Genomic DNA, 23,252 nt, shown 5'->3' with positions numbered 1-23,252 from the left:
CGAGCGTGTGGCGTTGCGGACGCTCGGTGTCAGCGATGGCCCACGGCTGACACCGAGGTCAGGCGACCTCGACCTCGGTGGTGAAGAGGCCCGGGCCGCCGACGGTCACCTCGGCCTGGCCGTTGCCCGAGCGCGAGAGCGCGCGCACGGTCCACGTGCCGGGGCGGGCGAAGAAGCGGTAGTCACCGGAGGCCGAGGACACGACCTCCGCGGTGAACTCGCCGGTGCTGTCGAGGAGCCGCACGTAGGCGCCACCGACGGGCGAGCTGCCGTCGGTGACCTTGCCGACCAGCACCGACTCCTTGCTCAGGTCGGTGCCGGGGGGCAGCTCCGCGGTCTGTTCGGGTGCGCCGCACATCAGGACCCGCTCCCGCGCTGACCGGGCCCGGTCTCCACCGGCACCCCGACGAGCGAGCCGTACTCGGTCCAGCTGCCGTCGTAGTTCTTGACGTCGGTCTCGCCGAGCAGCTCGTGCAGCGCGAACCAGGTGTGCGAGCTGCGCTCGCCGATGCGGCAGTACGCGATGGTCGGGCGCGAGGAGTCGAGGCCCTCCTGCTCGTAGAGCTTGCGCAGCTCCTCGTCCGACTTGAACGTGCCGTCCTCGTTGGCGGCCTTCGACCACGGCACGTTGAGCGCCGAGGGGATGTGGCCGCCACGCTGCGCCTGCTCCTGCGGGAGGTGCGCCGGGGCGAGGAGCTTGCCGGAGAACTCGTCGGGCGACCGCACGTCGACGAGGTTCTTGGTGCCGATCGCGTTGATGACCTCGTCGCGGAACGCGCGGATCGAGGTGTCCTGTTCCTGCGCGGTGTACTGCGTCTGCGGCCGCTGCGGGACCTCCGTGTCGAGCTTGCGCCCGTCGAGCTCCCACTTCTTGCGGCCACCGTCGAGCAGCTTCACGGCCTGGTGCCCGTAGAGCTTGAAGTACCAGTAGGCGTAGGCGGCGAACCAGTTGTTGTTGCCGCCGTAGAGGACGACGGTGTCGTCGTTGGAGATGCCCTTCGACGACAGCAGCCGCTCGAACCCGGCCTTGTCGACGAAGTCGCGGCGCACCGGGTCCTGCAGCTCGGTCTTCCAGTCCAGCTTCACGGCGCCGGGGATGTGCCCGCCGTCGTAGGCCGTGGTGTCCTCGTCGACCTCGACGAAGACCGTGTTCGGGGCGTCGAGGTTCTGTTCGGCCCAGTCGGCGGTGACCAGGGCGTCCTGGCGACTCATGTGCGGTGCTCCTCGTGCGTTTCTCGGGAACGTCGGTACGGACTGCGGGAGACGGAGGGAGCGCGGTGCTCGACCCGTCGTGCGGGGCCGGCGATGCACGCGACCGGCACGCGTCCCGCGCCCGACGGCGAGGAGGTGGACGGTCCGGGCGCGGGGTCGGCCGGGAGGGTCAGCGACAGAGGCTGGAGTCGACGCGGCACAGGTCGACCGCGCGGCGCTGGGTGAGCCCTCCGTCCACGCGCGCCACGCTACCGAAGAATCGGGCGTCGTCCGAGGGTGATGTCACCCGTACGTCGCCGACGATCAGCCCGTGCGGCGCAGCGGCGCGAGGGTGCCGAGCAGGTCGCTGCGGCGCGGCACCCCCACGGTGCGGGCGAGCTCGACGCCCGCCGGGTCGACGACGAGCGTGGTCGGGGTGCGCCGGATGCCGAGCAGTCGCACGAGCTCGGGCCGGACGGCGACGTCGACCTCGCGCACCGTGACACCGGGGTGCTCGGAGGCGACGTCGGTGAGCACCGAGCGGGAGGCGCGGCACTCCGCGCAGAACTGCGACGACAGCTGCAGCAGCGCCAGCCCGCCGGGCGGCGCGGCGAGGTCGCGCGGGAGCACACCGCTGACGGGTGTGCCGGGGCGCTGGGGCCCGACCGCGCGCAGGTCGCGTCGCGTGCCCTCGGGCCCGGGGTCGTCCACGGGCAGGTCGACGGACGTGTCGGCGGCCTCGGCCCGGCGCCGCCGGAGGCGGACGACGGCGAGGGCCAGACCGACCAGGAGCACCACCGCGAGAGCCGCCACCGCGACCACGAGCACCCAGCCCGCCACCCGTTCCTCCCCGACCCGCCACCCCACGAGCACCGCCCCGACGGGGCATCGACGCAGCGTAACGGGGGTGCCGTGCGGTCGCCGTGACGGGGCGAACCGCTCCGCGGCGCCCGCGGGCGGCGACGTGACGTAGAACGCGCGGGAGGGTGACGGCGCGGTGAACTGGTCTATCGTCCTCCCCACGATCGCGGAGGGAGAAACGCGTGGAGCTGCTGCTGCTCACCGCCGACCCCGAGCCGACGTCAGTGTTGCCGTCGCTGGCCCTGCTACCCCACGGACTCCGGACCGCGGCCCCCGAGGTCGCGGCCCTGCTCGACGCCGGCCCGCACGACGCCGTGCTGGTCGATGCCCGCCACGACCTCGCCGCCGCCCGCAGCCTGTGCCGTCTGCTGGGCTCCACCGGTCTCGACGTGCCGGTGATCGCGATCCTCACCGAGGGCGGGCTCGTCGCCGTCTCCCTCGAGTGGGGCGTCGACGAGGTCCTGCTGCCCGGCGCGGGCCCGGCCGAGGTGGACGCCCGGCTGCGCCTGCTGCGCGCCCGTCGCACGCCCGACGGTGCGGGCGCCGACGGCGCGCTGGTGCTGGGCGAGCTCGTCATCGACGAGGCGACCTACACCGCCCGCCTGCGCGGGCGCCCGCTCGACCTCACCTACAAGGAGTTCGAGCTCCTCAAGTACCTCGCCCAGCACGCCGGGCGGGTCTTCACCCGCGCCCAGCTGCTCCAGGAGGTCTGGGGCTACGACTTCTTCGGGGGCACGCGCACCGTCGACGTCCACGTCCGGCGGCTGCGGGCGAAGCTCGGCCCGGAGCACGAGCAGCTGATCGGCACGGTGCGCAACGTGGGCTACAAGTTCGTCCGTCCGGTGCGCAGCGTGCTCGGCGGCGCGAGCGCGGAGCCGGCCGCCGACGAGCGGGCCGAGCCCGACGAGGAGGACGCCCCGGGCCGGCCCCCGATGCCCCGGTCCCCGCGGTCCGGCGGGTCGTGGGGCGACCCGCGCGTCGTGCGCCCGGCCGCTTGGGCGCGGGGCGTCTGACCCCCGACCCACCGCGCTACGGTCCGCCCGTGCTCACCCCGCAGCTGGTGTCGACGGCGACGCCGGAGGACGCCGACGAGGTCCGCGCGCTCGCGGCCGCGGTCGCCGCCGCCGACGGGGTCGAGGCCTACGCCGAGCCGGCGCGGCGCGACCTGGCCGCGCTCGGCGTCGGCGGCGGCCGCCCGACCACCCGCCACCTGCTGGTCCACGACGGCGCTGGGGGCGGCAGTGGGGACGGCGGTGCCCTCGTCGGGCACGCGCTGCTGGACGCCGAGAACGCCGACGACCCGGTGACCGAGCTGGCCGTGCACCCGGAGCATCGGCGTGCCGGGGTCGGCGCGGTGCTCGTCGACGCGGTCCTCGCGGCGTCACCCGCCACGCGGTTCTGGGCCCACGGCGACCACCCGGGCGCCGCGCGCCTGGCCGCCCGCATCGGGTGGCGGCGCGCCCGCGAGCTGTGGCGGATGCGCCGGCCCGCGCCGGGTGGCGCCGCGGAGCCCCTCCCGGCGCTGACGGTGCCGGACGGCGTCGCGATCCGCCCGCTGCGCGCCGGCCGTGACGAGGACGCCGTGATCGCGGTGAACAACCGTGCCTTCGCCTGGCATCCCGAGCAGAGCGGCTGGACGCGCGCCGACGTCGCCGAGATCGAGGCCGAGGACTGGTTCGACCCCGACGGCGTCCTGCTGGCGTGGGACACCACTACCGGGGAGCTGCTCGGGTTCCACTGGACCAAGGTGCACGCCGTCGCCGCGGGCGTCCCCGAGCCGCTGGGCGAGGTCTACGTCGTCGGCGTCGACCCGGGCGCCCAGGGTCGCGGCCTGGGCAGGGCCCTGACCCTCGCCGGGCTGCACCACCTGGCCGATCGTGGCCTGCACACGACCATCCTCTACGTGGAGGGCGACAACGCCGCGGCGATCGCCACGTACCACCGGCTCGGGTTCGGACGTGACGCGATCGACGTCTCGTACCAGCGCTGACCGGGAGCGACGTGATCGTGCTCTCGTCAACGACCCTGTTCACCTCGCGTTCATATCTTCAGTCCCGGTCGTCCACCCGGTCTCCTTAGGGTCCGCGTCCGGCGTCGCGCTCGGCGCCGCGACCTCCCACGCCAGCGGCGATGGGCACGATCCCCGGACACGGAGGACATTCCTGTGAGGTATCAGCGGCGGGTGGCGGCGGTCGGTCTCGTCGCCGCCGGAGCGCTCCTCTTCAGCGCCTGCGGCAGCGACAACGAGGGTGAGGGCGGCGGCCAGGCCGCGGCGAACGCGCAGGCCTGCGGTGGCAAGCAGAACCTGCGCGCGAGCGGGTCGTCGGCGCAGGCGAACGCGATGACGCGGTTCGTCACGACGTTCGAGCAGACCTGCGAGGGGCAGACGCTGGCCTACACGCCGAGCGGCTCGGGCGCGGGACGCAACGAGTTCATCGGCGGCCAGACCGACTTCGCCGGCTCGGACGCGGCCCTCGACGGTGAGGAGGTGCAGCAGGCCCAGCAGCGCTGTGGCTCCGAGGCCTGGAACCTCCCGCTGGTCTTCGGTCCGATCGCCATCGCCTACAACCTGCCCGGCGTGCAGGACCTCGTGCTCGACGGCCCGACCATCGCGAAGATCTTCAACGGCCAGGTCACCACCTGGAACGACCCGGCCATCGCCGCGCTCAACCCGGGCAAGCAGCTACCGGCCGTCCCGATCGTCGTCAACTTCCGGTCCGACGAGTCGGGCACGACCGAGAACTTCCAGAACTACCTCAACGCGGCGTCGAACAACGCCTACGGCAAGGAGGCCTCCGACAGCTTCAACGGCGGCGTCGGCGCCGGCGCCCGCGGGAGCCAGGGCGTGGCGGACGCGACCCGCAACACGCCCAACTCGATCACCTACGTCGAGTCGTCGTTCGCCACCCGCGCCGGCCTCGGCGTGGCCCAGGTGATCAACGCCGGTGGCGGGCAGCCGGTGCCGCTGACCCCGCAGACGGTGGGCAACGCGATCGAGAACGTGGCCGTGGTGGGCCAGGGCAACAACCTCGTCCTCGACCTGAACAGCCTCTTCACCACGACGGCGCCCGACGCCTACCCGATCGCGCTGGCGACCTACGAGATCGTCTGCTCCGACTACCAGGACGACCCGACCGGCCAGGGCGTCAAGGCGTTCCTGACCACGGCCCTGTCGCCGACGGCCCAGCAGGGCCTGCCCGAGGCGGGCTACGTCCCGCTGCCCGATCGCTTCCGTCAGCGTCTGACCGACGCCGTCAACGCGATCCAGTGACGCGCCGGCCGCGGCCCGCCCGACCCCGGCGGGCCGCGGCCGCCCCGTCTCCCACGACCGAGGAGGATGACCCGAGGGTGAGCGAGCGCATCGACCAACGGGCCCCGTCCGAGACCGACAGCGGGCCGGCGTCGAGCCCCGGCGTCCCCGCTCCACCTCCCGGCACCCGGCGGCGCCCGTCGTCCCGGCGTGGCGAGACGATCTTCCGGTCCCTGACCACCGGCTCCGGCGTCCTCGTCGTCGCCGCCATCGCCGCGATCGGCGTGTTCCTGCTGATCCAGGCCGTCCCGTCGCTCCTGGCCAACCAGGCCGACTTCCTCACGTTCCCGTCGTTCAACACCGGCGACCCGGACAACCTGGCCTTCGGTATCCGGGACATCTTCCTGGTGACGATGTTCTCGTCGGTGTTCGCGCTGGTCCTGGCCATGCCGATCGCGCTGGGCGTCGCGCTGTTCCTCACGAACTACGCGCCGAGGGCGCTCGCGCGCCCGTTCGCCTACATCGTCGACCTGCTGGCCGCCGTGCCGTCGATCATCTACGGCCTGTGGGGCATCCTCGTCCTGGCCCCGGCCATCCTGCCGATCGCCGAGTGGCTGAACGCCAACCTCGGATGGATCTTCCTCTTCGCCGACGGCAACCTGCCGGTCCTCTCCGGCACGATCTTCACCGGCGGCGTGGTCCTGGCCGTGATGATCCTGCCGATCGTCACCGCGGTCACCCGCGAGGTGTTCGCCCAGACCCCCCGCTTCCAGATCGAGGCGGCGAAGGCGCTCGGGGCGACGCGGTGGGAGGTCATCAAGATGGCCACGCTGCCCTATGGGCGCAGCGGGTACATCGCGGGCTCGATGCTGGGGCTGGGACGTGCGCTCGGCGAGACGATCGCGGTCCTCATCGTGATCCGCGCGTCCACCTCGCCGATGGGCTTCAGCCTCTTCGACGGCGGCTACACGTTCGCCTCGCTCATCGCGTCGGCGGCCTCGGAGTTCAGCCAGCCGCTGCCGACGGGGGCCTACATCTCCGCCGGCCTCGTCCTGTTCGTCCTGACCTTCATCGTCAACGCGCTGGCGCGCCTCATCGCCGGTGGGAAGGTGAACGGCTGATGGCCACTGCCACCGACTCCGACCTCGACCGCCCGGCCGCGGAACCGTCGACCAGGACGATCAGCGCATCGCGCAGGTTCAAGGACCGGGCCTCCACCGTCCTGGTCACGCTGGCGTTCCTCATCGCCGTCGTGCCGCTGATCTGGGTGCTGGTCACGGTGGTCGCGCGGGGCGCCCCCGCGATCGTCTCGGCGACCTGGTGGGGCAACTCGCTGTCCGGGATCCTGCCGGAGTCCTTCGGCGGCGGCGTGTACCACGCGATCTACGGCACGCTCATCCAGGCACTGATCGCGACGCTGATCGCCGTCCCGATCGGGATCGGTGCGGCGATCTACCTGGTCGAGTACGGCAGGGGTCCGTTGGCGCGCACCACGAGCTTCATGGTCGACATCCTCGCGGGCGTGCCGTCGATCGTCGCGGCCCTGTTCATCTTCGCCGCGTTCATCTCGATCCTCGGGGCGCCGCAGAGTGCCTTCATGGTGTCGCTGGCGCTCGTGCTGCTCATGCTCCCGGTGGTCATCCGCAACACCGAGGAGATGCTGCGCCTGGTGCCCGACCGCCTCCGGGAGTCGGCCTACGCGCTGGGCATCCCGAAGTGGAAGACGATCCTGCGCATCGTCCTGCCGACGGCCTTCTCCGGCACGGTGACCGGCGTGATGCTCGCGATCGCGCGCATCATGGGGGAGACCGCCCCGGTGCTCGTCCTGGTCGGCTACTCACGGGCCATCAACTACGACCCGTTCGGCGGCAACATGGCCTCGTTGCCCCTGCTGATGTACAGCGAGCTCGCCAACCCCGAGGCGGCCGGGTCGTACCGCATCTGGGGCGCGGCGCTGACCCTCATCATCATCATCATGATCTTCCAGGTGGGTGCGAGCCTGCTCTCGCGCTACTCCGCGATCCCCAAGTAAGGAACGGGCGGTCACTCCTCCGATGGCGAAGCGCATCGACCTCAAGGACGTCGACATCTACTACGGCGCCTTCCACGCCGTGCAGAACGTCAACCTGACCGTGACGCCGCGCAGCGTCACGGCCTTCATCGGCCCGTCCGGCTGCGGCAAGTCCACGGTGCTCCGCACGCTGAACCGCATGCACGAGGAGATCGCCGGCGCGCGGGTCGACGGCGAGATCCTCCTCGACGGCGAGAACATCTACGACCGCAACACCGACGCCGTCGCCGTGCGCCGCACCATCGGCATGGTGTTCCAGATGCCGAACCCGTTCCCGACGATGTCGGTGCGGGACAACGTCGTGGCCGGCCTGAAGCTCCAGGGCGTGCGGGACAGGAAGAAGCTCGACGAGGTCTGCGAGGCGTCCCTGCGGGCTGCCAACCTCTGGAAGGAGGTCAAGGACCGGCTCGACAAGCCCGGCGGCGGTCTCTCCGGCGGTCAGCAGCAGCGTCTGTGCATCGCCCGCGCGATCGCGGTGGAGCCCGACGTCCTGCTGATGGACGAGCCCTGCTCGGCGCTCGACCCCATCTCGACGCTGGCGATCGAGGACCTCATCGCGGACCTCAAGACGGAGTACACGATCGTCATCGTCACCCACAACATGCAGCAGGCGGCACGGGTGAGCGACCAGACCGGCTTCTTCAACCTCGAGGCCACCGGCAAGCCGGGCCACCTCGTGGAGATCGACGACACCGAGAAGATCTTCTCGAACCCGACCCAGCAGGCGACCGAGGACTACATCTCCGGCCGCTTCGGCTGAGCGCGGGAGGCAGCGAACGCGCTGTTCGCTGCCTCTACGCGGCCGAAGTCCCCGTTGATCACACACGAGAGCCCCTCCCGCCGGCGGCGGGAGGGGCTCCGTCGTGCTCGCCTCACGCCTCGGGGGTGTTGGGCATCTTGCCCGTGACCATGAAGACGACGCGGCGGGCGACGGCCACGGCGTGGTCGGCGAAGCGCTCGTAGAAGCGGCCCAGCAGGGTCACGTCGATGGCCGGGGCGACGCCGTTCGGCCACTCCTTGCTCAGCAGCACCGTGAACAGGTGGCGGTGCAGGTCGTCCATGGCGTCGTCGTCGGACTCCATCGTGAACGCGAGCTCGATGTCGCGCGTGAGGATGACCTGCCGGGCGTCCTGCGCGAGGTCGAGGGCGACGCGGCCCATCTCGGCGAAGTACGGGGCGACGTCGTCCGGCAGGACCTTCACCGGGTGGCGGCGCCGCGCCGCCTTGGCGACGTGCAGGGCCAGGTCGCCCATGCGCTCGAGGTCGCCGGCCGAGTGGATGGCGGCGATGACGGAGCGGAGGTCGCCGGCGACGGGCGCCTGCAGGGCGAGCAGTCCGAACGCCTGCTCCTCGGCCTGGCTGCGCAGCGCGTCGATCTTCGTGTCGGAGGAGATGACCTCCTCGGCGAGGTCGAGGTCCCCCTCGAGCAGGGCGGTCGTCGCCTTCTTCATGGCCTCGCCGGCCATCAGGGACATCTCGGCGAGCTCGCCCGACAGGGCGTCGAGCTTCTCGTGATAGGCCGTGCGCATGCCGCGCAACCTACGCGGGTGCCCGGTCGCGGACCCGACCACGGCGTGAACCGCGGATGAACGTGATCTAGGTGCAGGACGCGTCGGCGGCGGTGATGGCCGGGTTGACCGGCGCGTTCGCCCCGGCGCCGCTCGGGGCGGCGCCCGAGCGCACCGTGCCGTCGAAGTCGTCGCCCAGGGTCAGCACGAGCGTGCCCGGGACGGTCGCGGTCGGGTCCAGCGCCGCGTCCGGCACCGCGGACGACAGCGCGGACGCCGCGGCCGCCTGGTCCGGGGAGTAGCGGATCGTCGTGGCGGAGCCCGTACCCGTCGTACGGCCGCGATCGGTCACCACGCCGAACCCGGCGGTACGAAGGCGCTCGGCGACGGCCCCGGTCGACGGGCCGTCCGCGGCCGGCGCGGCGAAGCGCAGCGCCTCACCGTCGTCACCGTCGTCATCGTCGTCGGTCCCGTCGTCGCTGCTCCGGTCGTCGCTGCTCCCGCGGCCACCGTCGTCGGACGACGACCCGTCGGAGGACCCGTCGCCGTCGTCGGCCGACTCCCCGGCGGGCGAGCGGGCGTCGACCAGCCGCACGTCGACGGGGGCCGGCGCGGCAGGCACCGGGCCACCCGCGCCGGGCAGCGGCCGGTCGTCGATGAGCGCCGAGAACAGGGCGCGCTCCTCGCCCCGGCGCAGCACCTCGTTGCCGCGCTCGTTCGGGACGCCGGTCGTGGGCACCGTGACGAAGGTGACCGTGCGCGGGTCGAGGCTGCCGAGCGACTGGGAGAGCGCGAGCAGCTGGTCGGACCCGACGTTCTCCCCGAACGTCGACCGGGAGACCGCCTCGACGAGCCCCTCGAGCCGGCCGGGGTCGAGCAGCGTCCCGGCGGAGAGCACCGAGCGCAGCAGCGCGCCGAGGAATCGCTGCTGGCGCTGGATGCGGCCGTAGTCGCTCGACGGGTCGCCCTCGACGTGCCGCGCCCGGACGAAGTCGAGGGCCTGGCGCCCGGTCAGCACCGTGGGCCCGGCCTGCGGGACGATCGGGCCGAGCACGGAGTCGGTGACGGGCCGCTCGACGCAGATCGGCACCCCGTGCACGGCGTCGACCATGCCCTCGAAGCCGTGGAAGTCCACGCCGAGGAAGCGGTTCACGGCGAGACCGGAGAGCTCCTGGACCGCGCGGGTGACGCAGCGCGGCCCGCCGGCGGCGTAGGCCGTGTTGAGCTTCACCCGCGGCGCGGGCGGCAGCACCTGGGGGGAGTACGCGCCGCTGACCGGGTCCCAGCGCTCGCACGCGGGCCGGGTGATCTCGAGATCGCGCGGGAACGACACCACGGTGACCGCGGACCGGTCCTCGGGGACGTGCACCACCATGATCGTGTCGGTGCGCGCGCCGGGCACGTCCGCCGTGTCACCCGCGTCCTCCGCCGCGGCGCCGGCGCGGCTGTCGGAGCCGACGACGAGGAAGTTCTGGTCGCCGACCTGGGACGCCGCGTCCTGGATGGCCGGCGAGTCGGGGTCGAGCGCGCCGATCTGCCGCACGGCGGCCTCGACCCACGACGCCGCGCCCCACCCCAGGCCGCACACCACGAGGACGAGTACCGCGCACGTCGCCGTGAGCAGGCGCAGCGTCCGGGGCCAGGGCCAGCGCCGCCGCCAGGTCGCGAGCCGCGCGCCGAGCGACGCGAGCACCGCCGACGTCGCCGCCCACTCCGTCTGGTCCACCCGGGCCTCGGTGGCGCGACGGGGTTCGACGCCGGGGAGCTCGCCGGGCTCCGGCGCCCCGGGCGCGTCGGGGCCGGCGGGCTCCTCGGGCGCCGGCTGCTCGGGAGCCTCCTCGACCGGGCGGGCGATCACGGTGGCAGGCACGGGCGGGGCGGGTGGGCGCGTCACCACGGTGGCCGCCACGACCGGCCGGGGTGGGGGCACCGGCTCGGCCGCCGCAACCGGTTCCGGGTCGCGGTGAGGCCCGGTCGGACGGACCGGCTCGGGCGTGTGCGACGGCGCGCGACCACCGGCCGGCATCGGGAGGCGATCCGCGGGCACGGTGACGGCATCGACGGGCGAGCGTTCCGGCCCCGCGACCGTCTCGATCGGCCCGGGCTCGGCCGCGGACTCGGCCGCAGTGGGGGTTGCAGTGGGGCTTGCAGTGGGGGTCGCAGTGGGGGCCGGCGTGGGGGTCGGCGCCGTGACGAGCGCGGCGCCGGGCGGGCGCAGCCCGAGACGCGGACCGCGCCGGCGGGTCAACGGCACCATCGTCGGCGACCGCCCGCTGCGCGCGGGGGATGCGGCGGGACCGGCGACGGGGATGCGGAACGGCACCGACGGCGGGCCCGGACGGGAGCCGGACGCCCGATCGTCGTCGGCCCCGGCGGTCCCGGGGCGTGGGCCCCGGGCCGGGTCACCGGCGCGGTCGTCGGTCACGGATCTCCTCGCGGCTCGTGACGTCGGCCGCGGTGCCGCGGCTCGGGGAGGTCAGCAGGCGGATCGTACGGCGCGTCACGGCCTGGTCACGTCCGGGGCCACTACGCCACGCGGGGCTCCGGACACAACGGACACCACCCGACCGGGCGATCGGGACGAGCCTTTCGGCCACCCTGGTGTTCAGGTTCGGCTCAGGGACCCGCACGATCGGGGGCCGTTGCTCAGGACGCGGGGAAGGCCCGCCGGGCGGCGGCCTCGATGCCGCGGCGCCCGGCGGCGGCTCCCGCGAGCCGGACCGTGCCCTCGGCGTCGCGGAACGCGACGGCGTTCCGCCCGGCGCGCTTGGCGACGTAGAGCAGCGAGTCGGCGGCGTCGAGGCCCGGCGCGCCGGGCCGCGTGCCGTCGTCGAGGCACGCGACCCCGACGCTGACGGTGACGCGCAGGTCGGCGGCGACCTCGTGCCACGGGTGCGCGTCCACCCGGGCACGCGCCTCCTCGCACACCCGCACCGCGTCGGCGGGCGCGAGGCCGGGCAGCACGAGCGCGAACTCCTCGCCGCCGTAGCGCGCGCAGAAGCCGTCCTCCGGGAGGTCCTCGCTCATGACGTCGACCAGTCGGCGCAGCACCTCGTCGCCGAGGGCGTGCCCGTGGGTGTCGTTCACCTGCTTGAAGTGGTCGACGTCCGCGAGCGCCACGCACACCGGCGCGTCGGCCCCGGGATCGCCACGCAGCGTGCCGAGCCGCTCGTCGAGGTAGCGCCGGTTCCACGTCGCCGTGAGGCTGTCGCGGCGGCTCTGCTCGCGCGCCTCGGCCCGCTCGCGGCGGAGACGGTCGACCTCGAGGCGTAACTGGTCGGGCACCCCGCTCGGCAGCGTCCGCTCGTCGCGCACGAGCGAGACGGCGGCCTTGAGGTGCTGGTAGGCGCGGCGCCAGTCGCCGCGGTCGGCGAGCACCTCGGCGGCGGCCTCGTGCGCCCGGGCCTGGTCGGTGCGGCCGTCGGCGGTGGAGACCGGGGACGGCAGCGCGTCGAGCCCCACGATCGGGGCGGTGGGGAAACCGCAGGTGACGGACGTCGCAGGGGTCGAGGGCGCGACGACGGGCGCCTCGGCGTCCATGTCGGGCACCGGCTCGGCGGTCGTCACCGCCGCGTTCCCGCGTGCTGGGCGCAGCCCGGCCAGGCGCACGCACACCACCTCCGTCCTGCCTCCAGTGTCGCCCCCGATCTCGCGCGTGTAACGCTCACCCACCGCGTCGCCAGCAACTTCGCTCGTCCGGCGCAGGTGACGCTGCGTGAACGTGTCGGGCGCCGACCCGTTCGGCCCACCTTGAGTCGCCCGCGACGGTGGTCCTGGGGCGGCCGAAGATCGCCGCCGGTGACGGGATCCGGCGACGAGTACGAAGCGTGGCCGTCAGCCGCCGGAGTGCATGACGTCCGCGGCCGCCGGGACGGTGTCGTCCTCGGGGTCGTCGAGCCAGCCCTCGGGCAGGGTGACGTGGCCCGGCGAACCCTGGCGCCCCCGGGGGCCGTCGGCGTCGACGGGGAACGGCAGGTCGTGGTCGAGCCGGGCGAGCAGCTCGTCGAGGCGCTCGAGGCCGTCGATCATCCCGAGCTCGCGGCGCAGCTCCGAGCCGACCGCGAACCCGTGCAGGTACCAGGACATGTGCTTGCGGGCGTCGCGCACGCCCTTGCGCTCGCCGTGATGGGCGATGAGCAGCTCCACGTGGCGGCGCATCACCCCGGCGACCTCGCCGAGCGAGGGCGGGGTCGGCAGCGGCCGGCCCGCGAGCGTTGCCTCCAGCTCACCGAACAGCCACGGCCGCCCCAGGCACCCGCGCCCGACGACGACCCCGTCGCAGCCGGTCTTCTCCATCATCGCGACGGCGTCCGTCGCCGCGAAGATGTCCCCGTTCCCGAGCACGGGCGTGGAGGCGGGCAGCGCGTCGCGCAGCTCGGCGATGCGGTCCCAGTCGGCGTGGCCGGAGTAGCGCTGCGCCGCGGTGCGCGCGTGCAGGGCCACGGACGCCGCGCCCTCCGCGGCGGCGATGCGCCCGGCGTCGAGGAACGTCACGTGGTCGTCGTCGATGCCCACGCGCATCTTCACCGTCAGCGGCAGCCCGCCCCGTCCGGCGGCGGTCACCGCGGCGCGCACGATCGACGCGAACAGCCGGCGCTTGTACGGCAGCGCCGCGCCCCCGCCGCGGCGCGTCACCTTGGGCACCGGGCAGCCGAAGTTGAGGTCGACGTGGTCGGCGAGGTCCTCGTCGACGATCCGGTCGACCGCGCGACCGATCGTCACCGGGTCGACGCCGTAGAGCTGCATCGAGCGGGGCTTCTCGTCCGCGTCGAAGGCGATCATCTCGGCGGTGCCGGGGTGGCGCTCCACCAGCGCCCGCGCCGTGATCATCTCGCAGACGTAGAGCCCGGCGCCCTGCTCGCGGCACAGGCGGCGGAACGCGACTCCTGTGATGCCCGCCATCGGCGCGAGCACCACCGGCGTCGGGAGCTCGAGGGGTCCGATGCGGAGCACCGTGTCAGTCTCCCAGCTTCAGTCGTCCAGCTTCTCGGCCCGGATCTCGTGGCCTGCGGAGGTCAGGCAGCGTCCGGTGGCGAGGTTGAACTTCCAGTTGTGCAGCGTGCAGGTGAGCACGTCGCCGTCGACGGAGCCGAACTTCGACAGGTCCGCCGACAGGTGCGGGCAGCGGGCCTGGACACGCCAGCCGTCGAGCTCGATGTCGCGCCCGTCGTCGTTCTGGGCGTCGTACCAGTTCTCGACGTAGTCCATCCGCTCCTCGGACAGACACTTGAAGAACGTGTAGAGGTACTCGTTGTACTGGCCGACGCGGGACGCCGAGAAGCGCACCGAGAGGAACAGGGAGTTCGACCAGTCGACCTCGCCGGTGGCGATGTTGGTCGCCACCAGCGTCGCCGGCACGCCCCAGCGGTAGCGGCAGTTCTCGCCGTCCCAGACGCGGATCTCCCGGGCGGTGAAGTCGAAGGCCAGCGACAGCGTGCCGTCCTCGTCGACGCCCGGCGTGCCCTCGGGCATGCCGTGCAGGTCCATCCGCACCGGCCCGCCGATGCCGTCACACATGTGATCGGCGCGCTTCATCAGCGGCTCGATCCACTCCTTGAGCTGGCGCAGGATGTCCGGCTGCGGGGCCGTCCAACGGGCCTTCTGGGCCTCGATCGCCGGGCGCGAGCGCTCCGCGAAGTCGCGCAGGTAGCGCTCCTTGTCGAGGAAGATCGTCTCGATCTCGTCGTCGCCGATCGGGTGGGTGAGGTCGGAGACCGTGCCGTGGCCGAGCTCGGCCGTCGTGCCCGGTAGCAGCAGGTGCCCGCCGGAGTGCCCGAGCTCGCGCATCCGCGCGAGGAACTCCCACTGGTCGGTGAAGATCGACTCACCCTCGACGTCGCCGAAGCCGAGCCCGTTCCAGCGGAACAGCTCGTCGTCGAGGAAGCAGGGCGGGCCGGCGGTCGGGAAGACGTGCGGCGCCCCGACCTCGCGGATGTAGCGCATCGCCCGGTCCTCCTGGCCGACGCGCTTGCGGCGGGCGAACTCGCGCTTCGCGGCCTTGGGCAGGTCGTAGACCATCGGCCACCAGATCGCCCCGGAGAACTGCGTGAAGTGCGCGTCGTACGCCCCGAACTCCAGCAGCTTCGGGATGTCCAGCGGGTGCGCGTCGTTCTGGTTGACGATGCGCGCCGTCCCGTCGTCCAGGGAGAGCGCCGAGTCGCCGATCGGGCCGTCGCCCGGGCCCTTCAGCGACGTGATCATGAAGCGCAGGCCACCGTCGAGGGTCTGCGGCACCCCCGACTCGGTGCGCACGAAGTGCTTGAACCCCAGCGCGCGCAGCTCGTTCTCGAGCTCGTCGGTGGGGTAGTCCGGCAACAGGACGCGCGCGTCCTTGGACACGTGGTCGCGCAGGTTGTCCGCGTCGAAGTGGTCGCGGTGCAGGTGGGAGACGTAGAGGTAGTCGCAGTCGCCGAGGGCGTCCCAGTCCAGGTGCGTGTTGTCCGGGAACGGCACCCACGACGCGAAGAACGTCGGGTTGACCCACGGGTCGCACAGCACCCTGCCGCCCGCGGTCTCGAATCGCATCCCCGCGTGTCCGACTCCGGTCACCCGCACGAGCAAACCACCTCCATCACAGTGCTCACCGCCGATTGTCCGTGGTGGCGTGGCCCACGGCCGCCTCGGGTGGGGTATCCCTGAGCACGTGACCGCCCTCCCCGTCGACGGTGACCCGATCGCCGCCCTGCGCGCCGTCGCCTTCTACCTCGAGCGTGAGCGGGCCGAGACCTACCGGGTGAAGGCCTACCGCTCGGCGGCCGAACGGCTGGCGCAGCTCGATCCTGACGAGGTCGCGTCGCGCGCCCGCAGCGGCACGCTCACCGAGCTCAAGGGTGTCGGGAAGAAGACGGCCGCGGTGGTGACGGAGGTCCTCGATTCCGGGACCTCGACGACCCTGGCCGACCTCGAGGCCCGCCACACCGAGCCGGTGGCCGGGGGCGCCGGGATCCGCGCCGCCCTGCGGGGCGACTGTCACACGCACTCCACCTGGTCCGACGGCGGCAGCGACATCCTCGAGATGGCCCGCACCGCCCGCGATCTCGGCCACGAGTGGATGGTGCTCACCGACCACTCGGAGAACCTCACCGTCGCCAACGGCTTGTCCCCGGAGCGCCGGCGCCGCCAGTTCGACGTCATCGCCGAGGTCAACGAGGAGCTGGCGCCGTTCCGGCTGCTGCGCGGCATCGAGGTCGACATCCTCGAGGACGGCGACATCGACGCCCCGGACGACCTCCTGGAGGAACTGGACCTCGTCGTGGCCAGCGTCCACTCGAAGCTCCGCGCGCCGAGCGAGCTGATGACCGCGCGCATGGTGGCCGGCGTGTCGCACCCCCTGGTGGACGTGCTCGGACACTGCACCGGCCGCCTCGTCACCGGCGGGCGGGGCACCCGGCTGCCGTCGACGTTCGACGCCGAGGCGGTGTTCGACGCGTGCGTGGAGAACGGCGTGGCCGTCGAGATCAACTCGCGGCCCGAGCGCCTCGACCCGCCGCGCCCGCTGCTGCGCCAGGCCCTCGCCGCGGGCTGCGAGTTCGTCGTCGACACCGACGCCCACGCGCCGGGCCAGCTCGACTGGCAGCCGTACGGCTGTGAGCGGGCCGAGGAGTGCGAGGTGCCGGTGGAACGGATCGTCAACACCCGCTCCGCCGACGACCTCACCGCCTGGCGGCACGTCACTCGCTGACGGCGACCTCGCCGGTCTCCAGCACCGACTTCAGGTTCGACAGGATCGCCGGCCAGCCCTGCGAGACGCCTCGGAGCATCTCGCTGTCGGGGACGAAGTCGTCGTGGGTGACGGTGAGCTTCACCGCCGAGCCGACCGGCTCGATGTCGAACGTGACCTTCGAGCGCTTCTCCTGCTGCAGCTCGGCGAGGCGCTCGTCGCTCCAGCCGAACATCTCCTGCATCTCGGGCTGGTAGTTGTGCCACGTGTACGACAGCCGCCGCGGCGGGTCGGCCTCGAGGACGTGCTGGTCCCAGTCGTGGTGCTCCTCGCCCATCATCGACCAGTAGACGGGTGACCCGACCTCCCAGTCGGACCGCGGCCCGCCGCCGTCGAAGTACCGGGTGATGAACGCCGGGTCGGTGAGCGCCTGCCACAGCTTCTCCGGCGTCGTGCGGATGTAGGTCACGTAGACGAACTCGTCGGACATCTCGGTCTCCTCGAGAGCTGTCTTGAGATCGGCGAGGGCCTCCGCCCGCGCCCGGTCGTACCGCCGGATCCACCGGTCGGCGACGTCGTTGATCGGCGCGGCGTTGAGGTGGTGGTGCTTCTCCCGCCCGTGCCTGGAGGTGACGACGAGACCTGCGGCCTCGAGCACGCCCAGGTGCTTGGCGACGGCCTGGCGCGTCATGTCCAGCCCCTCGCCGAGCTCCCGCAGCGACTGGCCCCCGCGGGCGTGCAGCGCGTCGAGCAGGGCCCGCCGGCTGGGGTCCGCGAGGGCCCGGAACACCTCGTCCATCACCACTCCGATCGGCAACCTCAAGGTTGCCCATCCGACCATAGGGAACCAGTTGGTTGCTCGTCAACGGTGGTGACCGAACCCGTTTGCGGGGTGATCGCCGCGCGCCTAACTTGGAGGTACACGGGAAAGGAGGTGGTCCGGCGTTGATGAACGACAGGACTCGTGAGGTGTCCGTCAGCTAGCCGTTCGAAGGCCGTGGAGTGGCCGGACCGCGGGCAGTGATCCCACTGACCCCCGCGGCAGGGCGGCCAGCGAATCCAAGGCAGGACACCAGCCCCCGGAGCCCCCGACCCTCGTCCAGTCGGGGCCCGCCCACCCGGCATCGCCGGGGCGGGCGGGAGATCGCTCCGGGGGCCTTCCTGTCTCTAGGGCTCGATCACCACTGCGCGGCGTGGGGACGGTCTTCCACGCCGAAGGACGCGCCGTAGGGCGCGTCGAACGTCGAGCCGTAGGGACGCTCGCCGGTGACGGTCCCGGGCTCGCCGGGCCAGTGCTGCTCGGCGCGGCCGGTGCCGGACGGGGCCGCCCAGCCGCCGGTGGCGGGGAGCGAGGGGGACGCGGCGAGCGGGTCGGGGTGCCGCGATCGGGCGCCGTGCCGGCCCACCGGCTCGTCGCCGGGCAGCGGCTCCGGGGCGCTCAGGCGCGTCCGGCTCGGTCCGGGGCCGTGCGGACCCGTGCCCGGCAGGCCGCCCTCGGCGACCCACTTCGCCTCCTGCGCGATGCGGTAGGTCTGGCACGGCCAGCTCGCGCGGCCGCCGGCGTGGAAGCACGCGCAGCAGTTCTGCTGGGCGTCGGGCACGTGCTCGGCGAGCACCTTGCGCCAGACGTCGGGCATCTCGGACATGACCACGGCCATCGACACGTCGGTGGCCTCCTCTCCGTGCGGTCGGGCCGCCTGCTCGTCAGGCGCACCCGTCGGGGCCGACGGGGGAACCGTGCGGCGCGCGGTGGAGGGGCCGTGTCACCGGGGAGCGCCCGTCCCACCGCACCGGTCGTGCTGACCGGGAGCGCCGACCCCCGGTGCTGCGTTGTTTGGTACTCGTTTCCTCGCCGCAGCACGATGGTGACCCGACGGTGACCGTCGAGCACTCACCGTCACGGGCTCACCCGGCGCGTCGCCCCGGCGTGTCTCGACGCGGCCGTCCGCGTCCGACGGTTGTGGGTCGTTGACCTGCGACGACGCCTTCGTGGGCCGCCAGGCCGTCACCGTTCTTCACCCGTCCAGGACCACACGTTGCGCCGAGCGGGGCTGGCACGTCTCCACGTCCGGAGTGCTCTGGTTCGAGCTCGGCATCGCCGAGCGGAGCAGTGGTTGCGCCGAACGGACCAGCCTCGCGGGCTCCTGCCACAGGCGGGCGTGCCAGCGCCGCGCCGGGCGTCGACGCGCGACCGGGTCGGACGCCGGCGAGGTCTCGCCGGATCCGTGCACCACCGACCCCTAGGATCGGACGGGCCGGGGCCTCTAGCTCAATCGGCAGAGCTGCGGACTTTTAATCCGTTGGTTGTGGGTTCGAGTCCCACGGGGCCCACCCGTCTTGCTGTCCGGTCGCTTGTCGCGGAGCACGGAAAGCTTCTTTTAGGGCCTGCAAGAGTGGCCCGGGCGAAGTGCGCGCGGTGTGGGTCGCTCAGCCGCCGCGCCTGCCCGCATGGTGCCGTGTCGCCGCGCGGCACGGTGGGTGACGTACGTGTCCTGGCGTTCCCGTGCGGGCTTCTGCTCGCCACGAGCTGCGCGACGACCGGCGCGACCACCGGGGCGGCGGCGTTGTGGCCGGTTGATCCACCTTCGGCTCCGGAGGTCGCGGCGACGTTGTGGGAGCACGGGGCTCAAGGACCCGGATATGGCGTAGTGCCGTCGAACGGCCTAGTGACGCCGTCCAACGGCGCGAGAGGTTCGAGGTCGGTGACCTCGCGTCTTGCGCGCTCCGGACCTGGTCCGTGGCGTGGACGGCGACGGCGCACTCGGCAAGGACGGTTCAACTGGCGCCGTCCCGGGGGCCAACGGGTCCGGCGAAGGGGGCTGCAGCGGCTGATACTCGTGGAGCAGTTCGATCCTGACCCAGTCAGGAGACAATTCGATCAGACGGACTGCTCGCACCCCGAAAGCGGTGGCGATGCGCGGGCTCGCCGCCCCCAGCTGGTCCCACGTCTGGCCAGTACGCAGGTGCACGGTGAAGGCCTCGTCCGCCCCCGCGTCGATGGCGGTGAGATCCGGCGCCGCCCACGTGGTGCCCGATGGCGAGAATATTCGGTGCGCGAGCCCTGTGTCATGGGCGACCTGTCGCCAGATGGTGCGGATCTCCAGGCGCCGGTAGGCCCGATCGAAGGTGTCGCGGCGCAGCCGACTCTGGCGTGTCCAGCCGGTCCACGGCACGCCGCCCCACCACCGGCTGCCCTGTGGTGGTCGATCGTCGTGCACAAGGTCGGAGGCGGAGCGGGCGATGAATTGATCGGCCGGCCCAGGTGAGCTCGGTGCTGGGACAGCGGCCGCGGTAACGGTCTGGTCAGCGTCCATGGAGGTCCCCTGCTCGGTGATCGGCCGCGTCGCTGTGGCTCGTCGCCGAGAAGCCGCGAAACGCGGCGTCGCCGCGGGCGCCGGCCCTCCATCCGGCGCTGGAGCCGAGTCCACCGGGGCCAGGCCCTGCGACCCCCCAGGCGCGGGCGATCTCCCTGCGTTCCGAGTGCTGCATCGGCGTCCGTGATACCGCGACCATCTCGTTCACCGCCCTGCAGGCCAGGTCACTGCACTGCTTACGCAGTGTGCTCACCGCTGAGATAGGGAGGGAAGCCATATCAGCCATCAAGAGCAATCAGCTGCCGTATAGATGCTCTGCAGGTACGCGATCACTTTCCACGAGTAATCGATGGGTGCCCGAAGGCGACAATTCGACAAGTGGGCGCATCGTGGACGGTCGCGGCGTGGGCCTGTCGGCAGCCGGTGCTGAGCACGAACAGGATGCCCTCGATGGCGGCGCGGTTCTCGATCGGTGGCCGTCCACGCCGTACCCGGCGTTCGCGGCGGGATCAGCGGCCCGAGCAGCTCCCCCTCCGACCATCGACCAACCGCTGCTGCTGGGACCGCGCCACTCGGGACCGTCCCGAACGTGAGCGAGCAGAAGCGGGCTCGGTCCCAGGGCGAGCAACCCGGCTCGATCGCGCTCGCGGAAGAGGACTACTTGCAGATCGCTGGTGGTTGGATGCTCGCCGTGCGCCCACTCGAGGAATGGGTCCGAGGGCGCACCGCCGCGCGTAGTTGGACGGCGCCGCCTCCGTGCTCGCCGACAAGCCGCTCGTCTCGGCCTGACACGCTGCGTCATTGCCGCCGCGCTACCGCTGCACCCACCGGCCCGGCGGGTTCTGCGCACCGACGTCCAGCTGGCCGCGTCACGGCTCGGTGCCGTGCGCGCCTGTCACTCTTTGTTATTGCTTCATCCTGTGGCCTGATCGCTCCAAACAGTCAATACCCCTATCGGGGGCGTTGCTGTTCTTGATCCGCGCGTACCGTCACGGCCTCCTCCAGGCTCGATCCTCCATATGGGGAGGGACGAGCGGAAGCGGTGAACCAGAGATCGGGGACGGAACGATGACGGTGACGGCGATTCGACCGGACGGCTCGCAGGAACAGTTGGCGGAGGACATCCTCCAAGAACTCCAGGCGCACTTCCGCGGCGCGGTGCTCGCCCAGGAGGGAGCGCAGGACGCGACGGAGCCCTGCCCGCCGTGGAACGCCATGTTCACCGACCGGCCAGCCCTCGTCACCCGCTGCACCGGCACGGCAGACGTCGCCGACGCGGTGACATTTGCGCGCGACCACGGTCTACTCGTCGGGATCCGTGGTGGCGGACACTCCGTGGCCGGACTGTCGACGGTGAGCGACGGGATGCTCATCGACCTGTCCGCGATGCGAGGCGTCCAGGTCGACCCTGTCCGGCGGCTGGCGCACGTGCAGGGCGGAGCGCTGCTCGGAGACGTCGACCGCGAGACGCAGACGTTCGGTCTGGCGGTGCCCTTGGGCCGGGTCTCCGAGACCGGCGTCGCCGGCCTGACCCTGGGTGGTGGCTACGGCCACCTGAACGCGAAGTACGGCCTGAGTTGCGACAACCTCGTCGAGGCCCAGGTCGTGACGGCGGACGGGCGCGTGCTCACGGCGTCGGCGGAGGAGAACCCGGACCTGTTCTGGGCGCTGCGCGGCGGCGGCGGAAACTTCGGCATCGTCACGTCGTTCACCTTCCGCCTGCACCCCGTCGGCCCGATGGTCGGCTTCGCCGGAACGTTCTACCCGCTCGCCGATCTCGGTGAGGTGGAGCGGCGGTGGCGGGACTACGCCCTCGATGCTCCCCGCGAGGTCACCACCTTCATCGTCACCATGACCTTCCCCGCGGCCCCGGGAATGCCCGAGGTCATCCACGATCGTCCCGTCGCCATCGTCGGCGCGGTGCACTGCGGCAGCGATATCGACGCCGCGATGGCCGAGCTGCAGCCGCTCCGAGAGCTGGGCTCACCGCTGTTCGACATGTCCCAGCCGATGCCGTACACAGCGGTGCAGTCGGCGTTCGACCCCTTCTTCCCTCGCCGCGCGCTGCGGGCGTATTGGAAGTCGCAGTACCTCGAGCATCTCCCCGACGACGCCATCGACGCGATCGCGGCCCGCGCCCTCGACCGGCCGGGCCCGATGAGCCTGGTCAACACCTTCCGGCTCGGTGGCGCGGTGCACGACGTGGGCGCCGAGGAGACGGCGTTCCCGGAGCGCTCGGCGCCGTTCATGGTGTCGTTCGACAGCATGTGGACCGACCCCGCGCAGGACCGGGCAGCTGTCGCTTGGACCCGCTCGGCGTGGGACCAGATGACCACGTACGGCACCGGGGTGCCCTTCCTGAACTTCACCAGCATCGCGGACGAGCCGCTCGACGCCGGCGTCGGCAGCGCCTTCGGCCGCAACCTCGATCGGCTCCGACGGATCAAGACGACCTACGACCCGGACAACTTCTTCCGGCTCAACAACAACGTGCTCCCCCTCGGCTGAGCACGAACCGAACCAGCCCGGCGAGCGCCCAACGCGAGTCAACGGTCATCACCCGATGCTGCAGGAGGTGGTGCGGAACAACCCGGGCTCCTGCTCTCAGCTCAGGCCTCGCGGATCACCCGCTTGGCCTGCTGCCTGGTGTGCCCACCGAATCCTCCTCCGGCGGCTCACGCTCGCGGGGGGCGAAGTGGTGGGTGCGCAGCCACCGCTGGTGGGTCCTGGTCCAGGTCCGAGGGTTCTTCGCGGAAGGGTTTCGGGGACCCCTTGCCGGCGGCGATGCTGAAAGCCCCCGATTGCCCCGGCGATGAGGAGGAACCACACCACGAAGACCGCAGCGAACGCCTGGTGTTCCGCGCTGCCGTAGAGCAGGGCGGCGCCCACGAGCAGCGGGATCGTGAAGGCCAGTTCTACACGCCGTTGACCAGCGCTAACGGCGCTCGCCCGCCCTTGGCTGAGCTCGCCAGGCGGCGAGGAACCGGTACGGCGGAACGCGATCAGGTCAGCGGGCGATGCGAGGTGGCTCGGTGGATCTAGGAGCCGTTCACGTGGCCACACGCGAAGAGGGCTCCGCTATGAGCTCGAGCTCGACGCCGCCTACCTGGATCGCCCCTCACTGGTGGGCAAGGTCGAGGTAGGGCTCGTACTGCTCGGTGCTTGAACCTGATCCCCGGCGTGCTGTGGCGTCTCCTGTGGCTCGTCGTGGCGATCGTCGCCCTCATCATCGGCGCGCAGTTGCTGCTCCGCCCCGGGTATGAGATCTCCTAGTGTCGCGCGTCTGAAGTTCGTTGACGCGCGGCGTGGGGCAGGATCTCTTCGGCGGTCTTGGTCCACGTGAAGGGGTGGCAGCGGTCGTTCCAGCCGTCGATGAAGGTGCGGATCTTCTCGATGA

At 72.3% G+C, this 23,252-nt stretch carries 18 protein-coding genes, 1 tRNA gene and 1 pseudogene; 9 read left to right on the top strand and 11 right to left on the bottom strand.

Going from position 1 to position 23,252, the window contains the following annotated elements:
• Window positions 1-58: 58 nt before the first annotated feature.
• The 3 genes from C8D89_RS25795 to C8D89_RS29940 form a co-directional block, all read right to left on the bottom strand.
• Window positions 59-358 carry a DUF1416 domain-containing protein gene (locus C8D89_RS25795; protein ID WP_116711005.1) on the bottom strand — a complete coding sequence of 100 codons (300 nt, stop codon included), beginning with the start codon at window positions 356-358 and terminating at the stop codon, window positions 59-61.
• A complete protein-coding gene (locus tag C8D89_RS25790) occupies window positions 358-1,212 on the bottom strand; it encodes a sulfurtransferase (protein ID WP_116711004.1) in 855 nt (284 codons plus the stop codon). The genes C8D89_RS25795 and C8D89_RS25790 overlap by 1 nt, the downstream gene beginning before the upstream one ends.
• 303 nt (window positions 1,213-1,515) lie before the next feature.
• Complete coding sequence (locus tag C8D89_RS29940; protein ID WP_207787437.1) at window positions 1,516-2,214, bottom strand: TlpA family protein disulfide reductase; 699 nt, start codon at window positions 2,212-2,214, stop codon at window positions 1,516-1,518.
• 20 nt (window positions 2,215-2,234) lie between these two features.
• On the opposite strand from C8D89_RS29940, the gene C8D89_RS25780 reads away from it, so the two are divergent.
• The 6 genes from C8D89_RS25780 to pstB all read left to right on the top strand — a co-directional run bounded on the left by C8D89_RS25780 (window position 2,235) and on the right by pstB (window position 8,133).
• A complete protein-coding gene (locus C8D89_RS25780; protein WP_116711003.1) occupies window positions 2,235-3,065 on the top strand; it encodes a winged helix-turn-helix transcriptional regulator in 831 nt (276 codons plus the stop codon).
• Between the two features lie 29 nt (window positions 3,066-3,094).
• Window positions 3,095-4,042, top strand: coding sequence for a mycothiol synthase (mshD, locus tag C8D89_RS25775; RefSeq protein WP_165825947.1), 948 nt, complete (start codon window positions 3,095-3,097; stop codon window positions 4,040-4,042).
• A gap of 192 nt (window positions 4,043-4,234) precedes the next feature.
• On the top strand, window positions 4,235-5,323 hold the full coding sequence (gene pstS / locus C8D89_RS25770; RefSeq protein ID WP_341477336.1) for a phosphate ABC transporter substrate-binding protein PstS: 1,089 nt from the start codon (window positions 4,235-4,237) through the stop codon (window positions 5,321-5,323).
• 200 nt (window positions 5,324-5,523) lie between these two features.
• Window positions 5,524-6,423: a phosphate ABC transporter permease subunit PstC gene (gene pstC / locus C8D89_RS25765; protein WP_423717281.1), complete on the top strand. Its 900-nt coding sequence runs from the start codon at window positions 5,524-5,526 to the stop codon at window positions 6,421-6,423.
• The gene (pstA, locus tag C8D89_RS25760) at window positions 6,423-7,334 is read left to right on the top strand and encodes a phosphate ABC transporter permease PstA (RefSeq protein ID WP_116711000.1); all 912 of its coding nucleotides are present in this window, start codon (window positions 6,423-6,425) and stop codon (window positions 7,332-7,334) included. Before pstC ends, pstA begins: the two co-directional genes overlap by 1 nt.
• A 22-nt stretch (window positions 7,335-7,356) precedes the next feature.
• Window positions 7,357-8,133: a phosphate ABC transporter ATP-binding protein PstB gene (gene pstB, locus C8D89_RS25755; protein ID WP_116710999.1), complete on the top strand. Its 777-nt coding sequence runs from the start codon at window positions 7,357-7,359 to the stop codon at window positions 8,131-8,133.
• A gap of 112 nt (window positions 8,134-8,245) precedes the next feature.
• Here pstB and phoU read toward each other — a convergent pair whose 3' ends face one another.
• From phoU to C8D89_RS25730, 5 genes are all read right to left on the bottom strand, one after another.
• A complete protein-coding gene (gene phoU / locus C8D89_RS25750) occupies window positions 8,246-8,902 on the bottom strand; it encodes a phosphate signaling complex protein PhoU (protein ID WP_116710998.1) in 657 nt (218 codons plus the stop codon).
• Window positions 8,903-8,969: 67 nt separating this feature from the next.
• Window positions 8,970-10,751: an LCP family protein gene (locus C8D89_RS25745; protein WP_165825946.1), complete on the bottom strand. Its 1,782-nt coding sequence runs from the start codon at window positions 10,749-10,751 to the stop codon at window positions 8,970-8,972.
• Window positions 10,752-11,527: 776 nt separating this feature from the next.
• Window positions 11,528-12,490, bottom strand: coding sequence for a GGDEF domain-containing protein (locus tag C8D89_RS25740; protein WP_243418383.1), 963 nt, complete (start codon window positions 12,488-12,490; stop codon window positions 11,528-11,530).
• A gap of 225 nt (window positions 12,491-12,715) precedes the next feature.
• On the bottom strand, window positions 12,716-13,834 hold the full coding sequence (gene dusB, locus C8D89_RS25735) for a tRNA dihydrouridine synthase DusB (RefSeq protein ID WP_279323406.1): 1,119 nt from the start codon (window positions 13,832-13,834) through the stop codon (window positions 12,716-12,718).
• 18 nt (window positions 13,835-13,852) lie between these two features.
• Window positions 13,853-15,430 (bottom strand): Rieske 2Fe-2S domain-containing protein, encoded by a 1,578-nt coding sequence (locus C8D89_RS25730; RefSeq protein ID WP_243418382.1) that lies wholly within the window; start codon window positions 15,428-15,430, stop codon window positions 13,853-13,855.
• A 94-nt stretch (window positions 15,431-15,524) separates the two neighbouring features.
• Between C8D89_RS25730 and C8D89_RS25725 the strand changes: the two genes are divergently transcribed.
• On the top strand, window positions 15,525-16,562 hold the full coding sequence (locus C8D89_RS25725) for a PHP domain-containing protein (RefSeq protein WP_116710995.1): 1,038 nt from the start codon (window positions 15,525-15,527) through the stop codon (window positions 16,560-16,562).
• Here the strand turns inward: C8D89_RS25725 and C8D89_RS25720 are convergent.
• Window positions 16,552-17,340: an ArsR/SmtB family transcription factor gene (locus C8D89_RS25720; RefSeq protein ID WP_116711038.1), complete on the bottom strand. Its 789-nt coding sequence runs from the start codon at window positions 17,338-17,340 to the stop codon at window positions 16,552-16,554. The two genes, C8D89_RS25725 and C8D89_RS25720, sit on opposite strands and share 11 nt — an antisense overlap.
• A gap of 379 nt (window positions 17,341-17,719) precedes the next feature.
• Window positions 17,720-18,205, bottom strand: coding sequence for a hypothetical protein (locus C8D89_RS25715; protein ID WP_116710994.1), 486 nt, complete (start codon window positions 18,203-18,205; stop codon window positions 17,720-17,722).
• A gap of 594 nt (window positions 18,206-18,799) precedes the next feature.
• On the opposite strand from C8D89_RS25715, the gene C8D89_RS25705 reads away from it, so the two are divergent.
• Both C8D89_RS25705 and C8D89_RS25695 read left to right on the top strand, forming a co-directional pair.
• Window positions 18,800-18,872, top strand: a tRNA-Lys gene (locus tag C8D89_RS25705).
• A 1,784-nt stretch (window positions 18,873-20,656) separates the two neighbouring features.
• Entirely contained in the window at window positions 20,657-22,363 is a 1,707-nt protein-coding gene (locus tag C8D89_RS25695; RefSeq protein WP_207787436.1) for an FAD-binding oxidoreductase, read from the top strand.
• Between the two features lie 761 nt (window positions 22,364-23,124).
• Here C8D89_RS25695 and C8D89_RS25690 read toward each other — a convergent pair.
• A pseudogene (locus C8D89_RS25690) lies at window positions 23,125-23,252 on the bottom strand (IS630 family transposase); the annotation flags it as partial.

Source organism: Actinomycetospora cinnamomea (assembly GCF_003096675.1).
Taxonomy (GTDB): Bacteria; Actinomycetota; Actinomycetes; order Mycobacteriales; family Pseudonocardiaceae; genus Actinomycetospora; species Actinomycetospora cinnamomea.
This window is presented reverse-complemented; position numbering and strand designations above follow the sequence as displayed.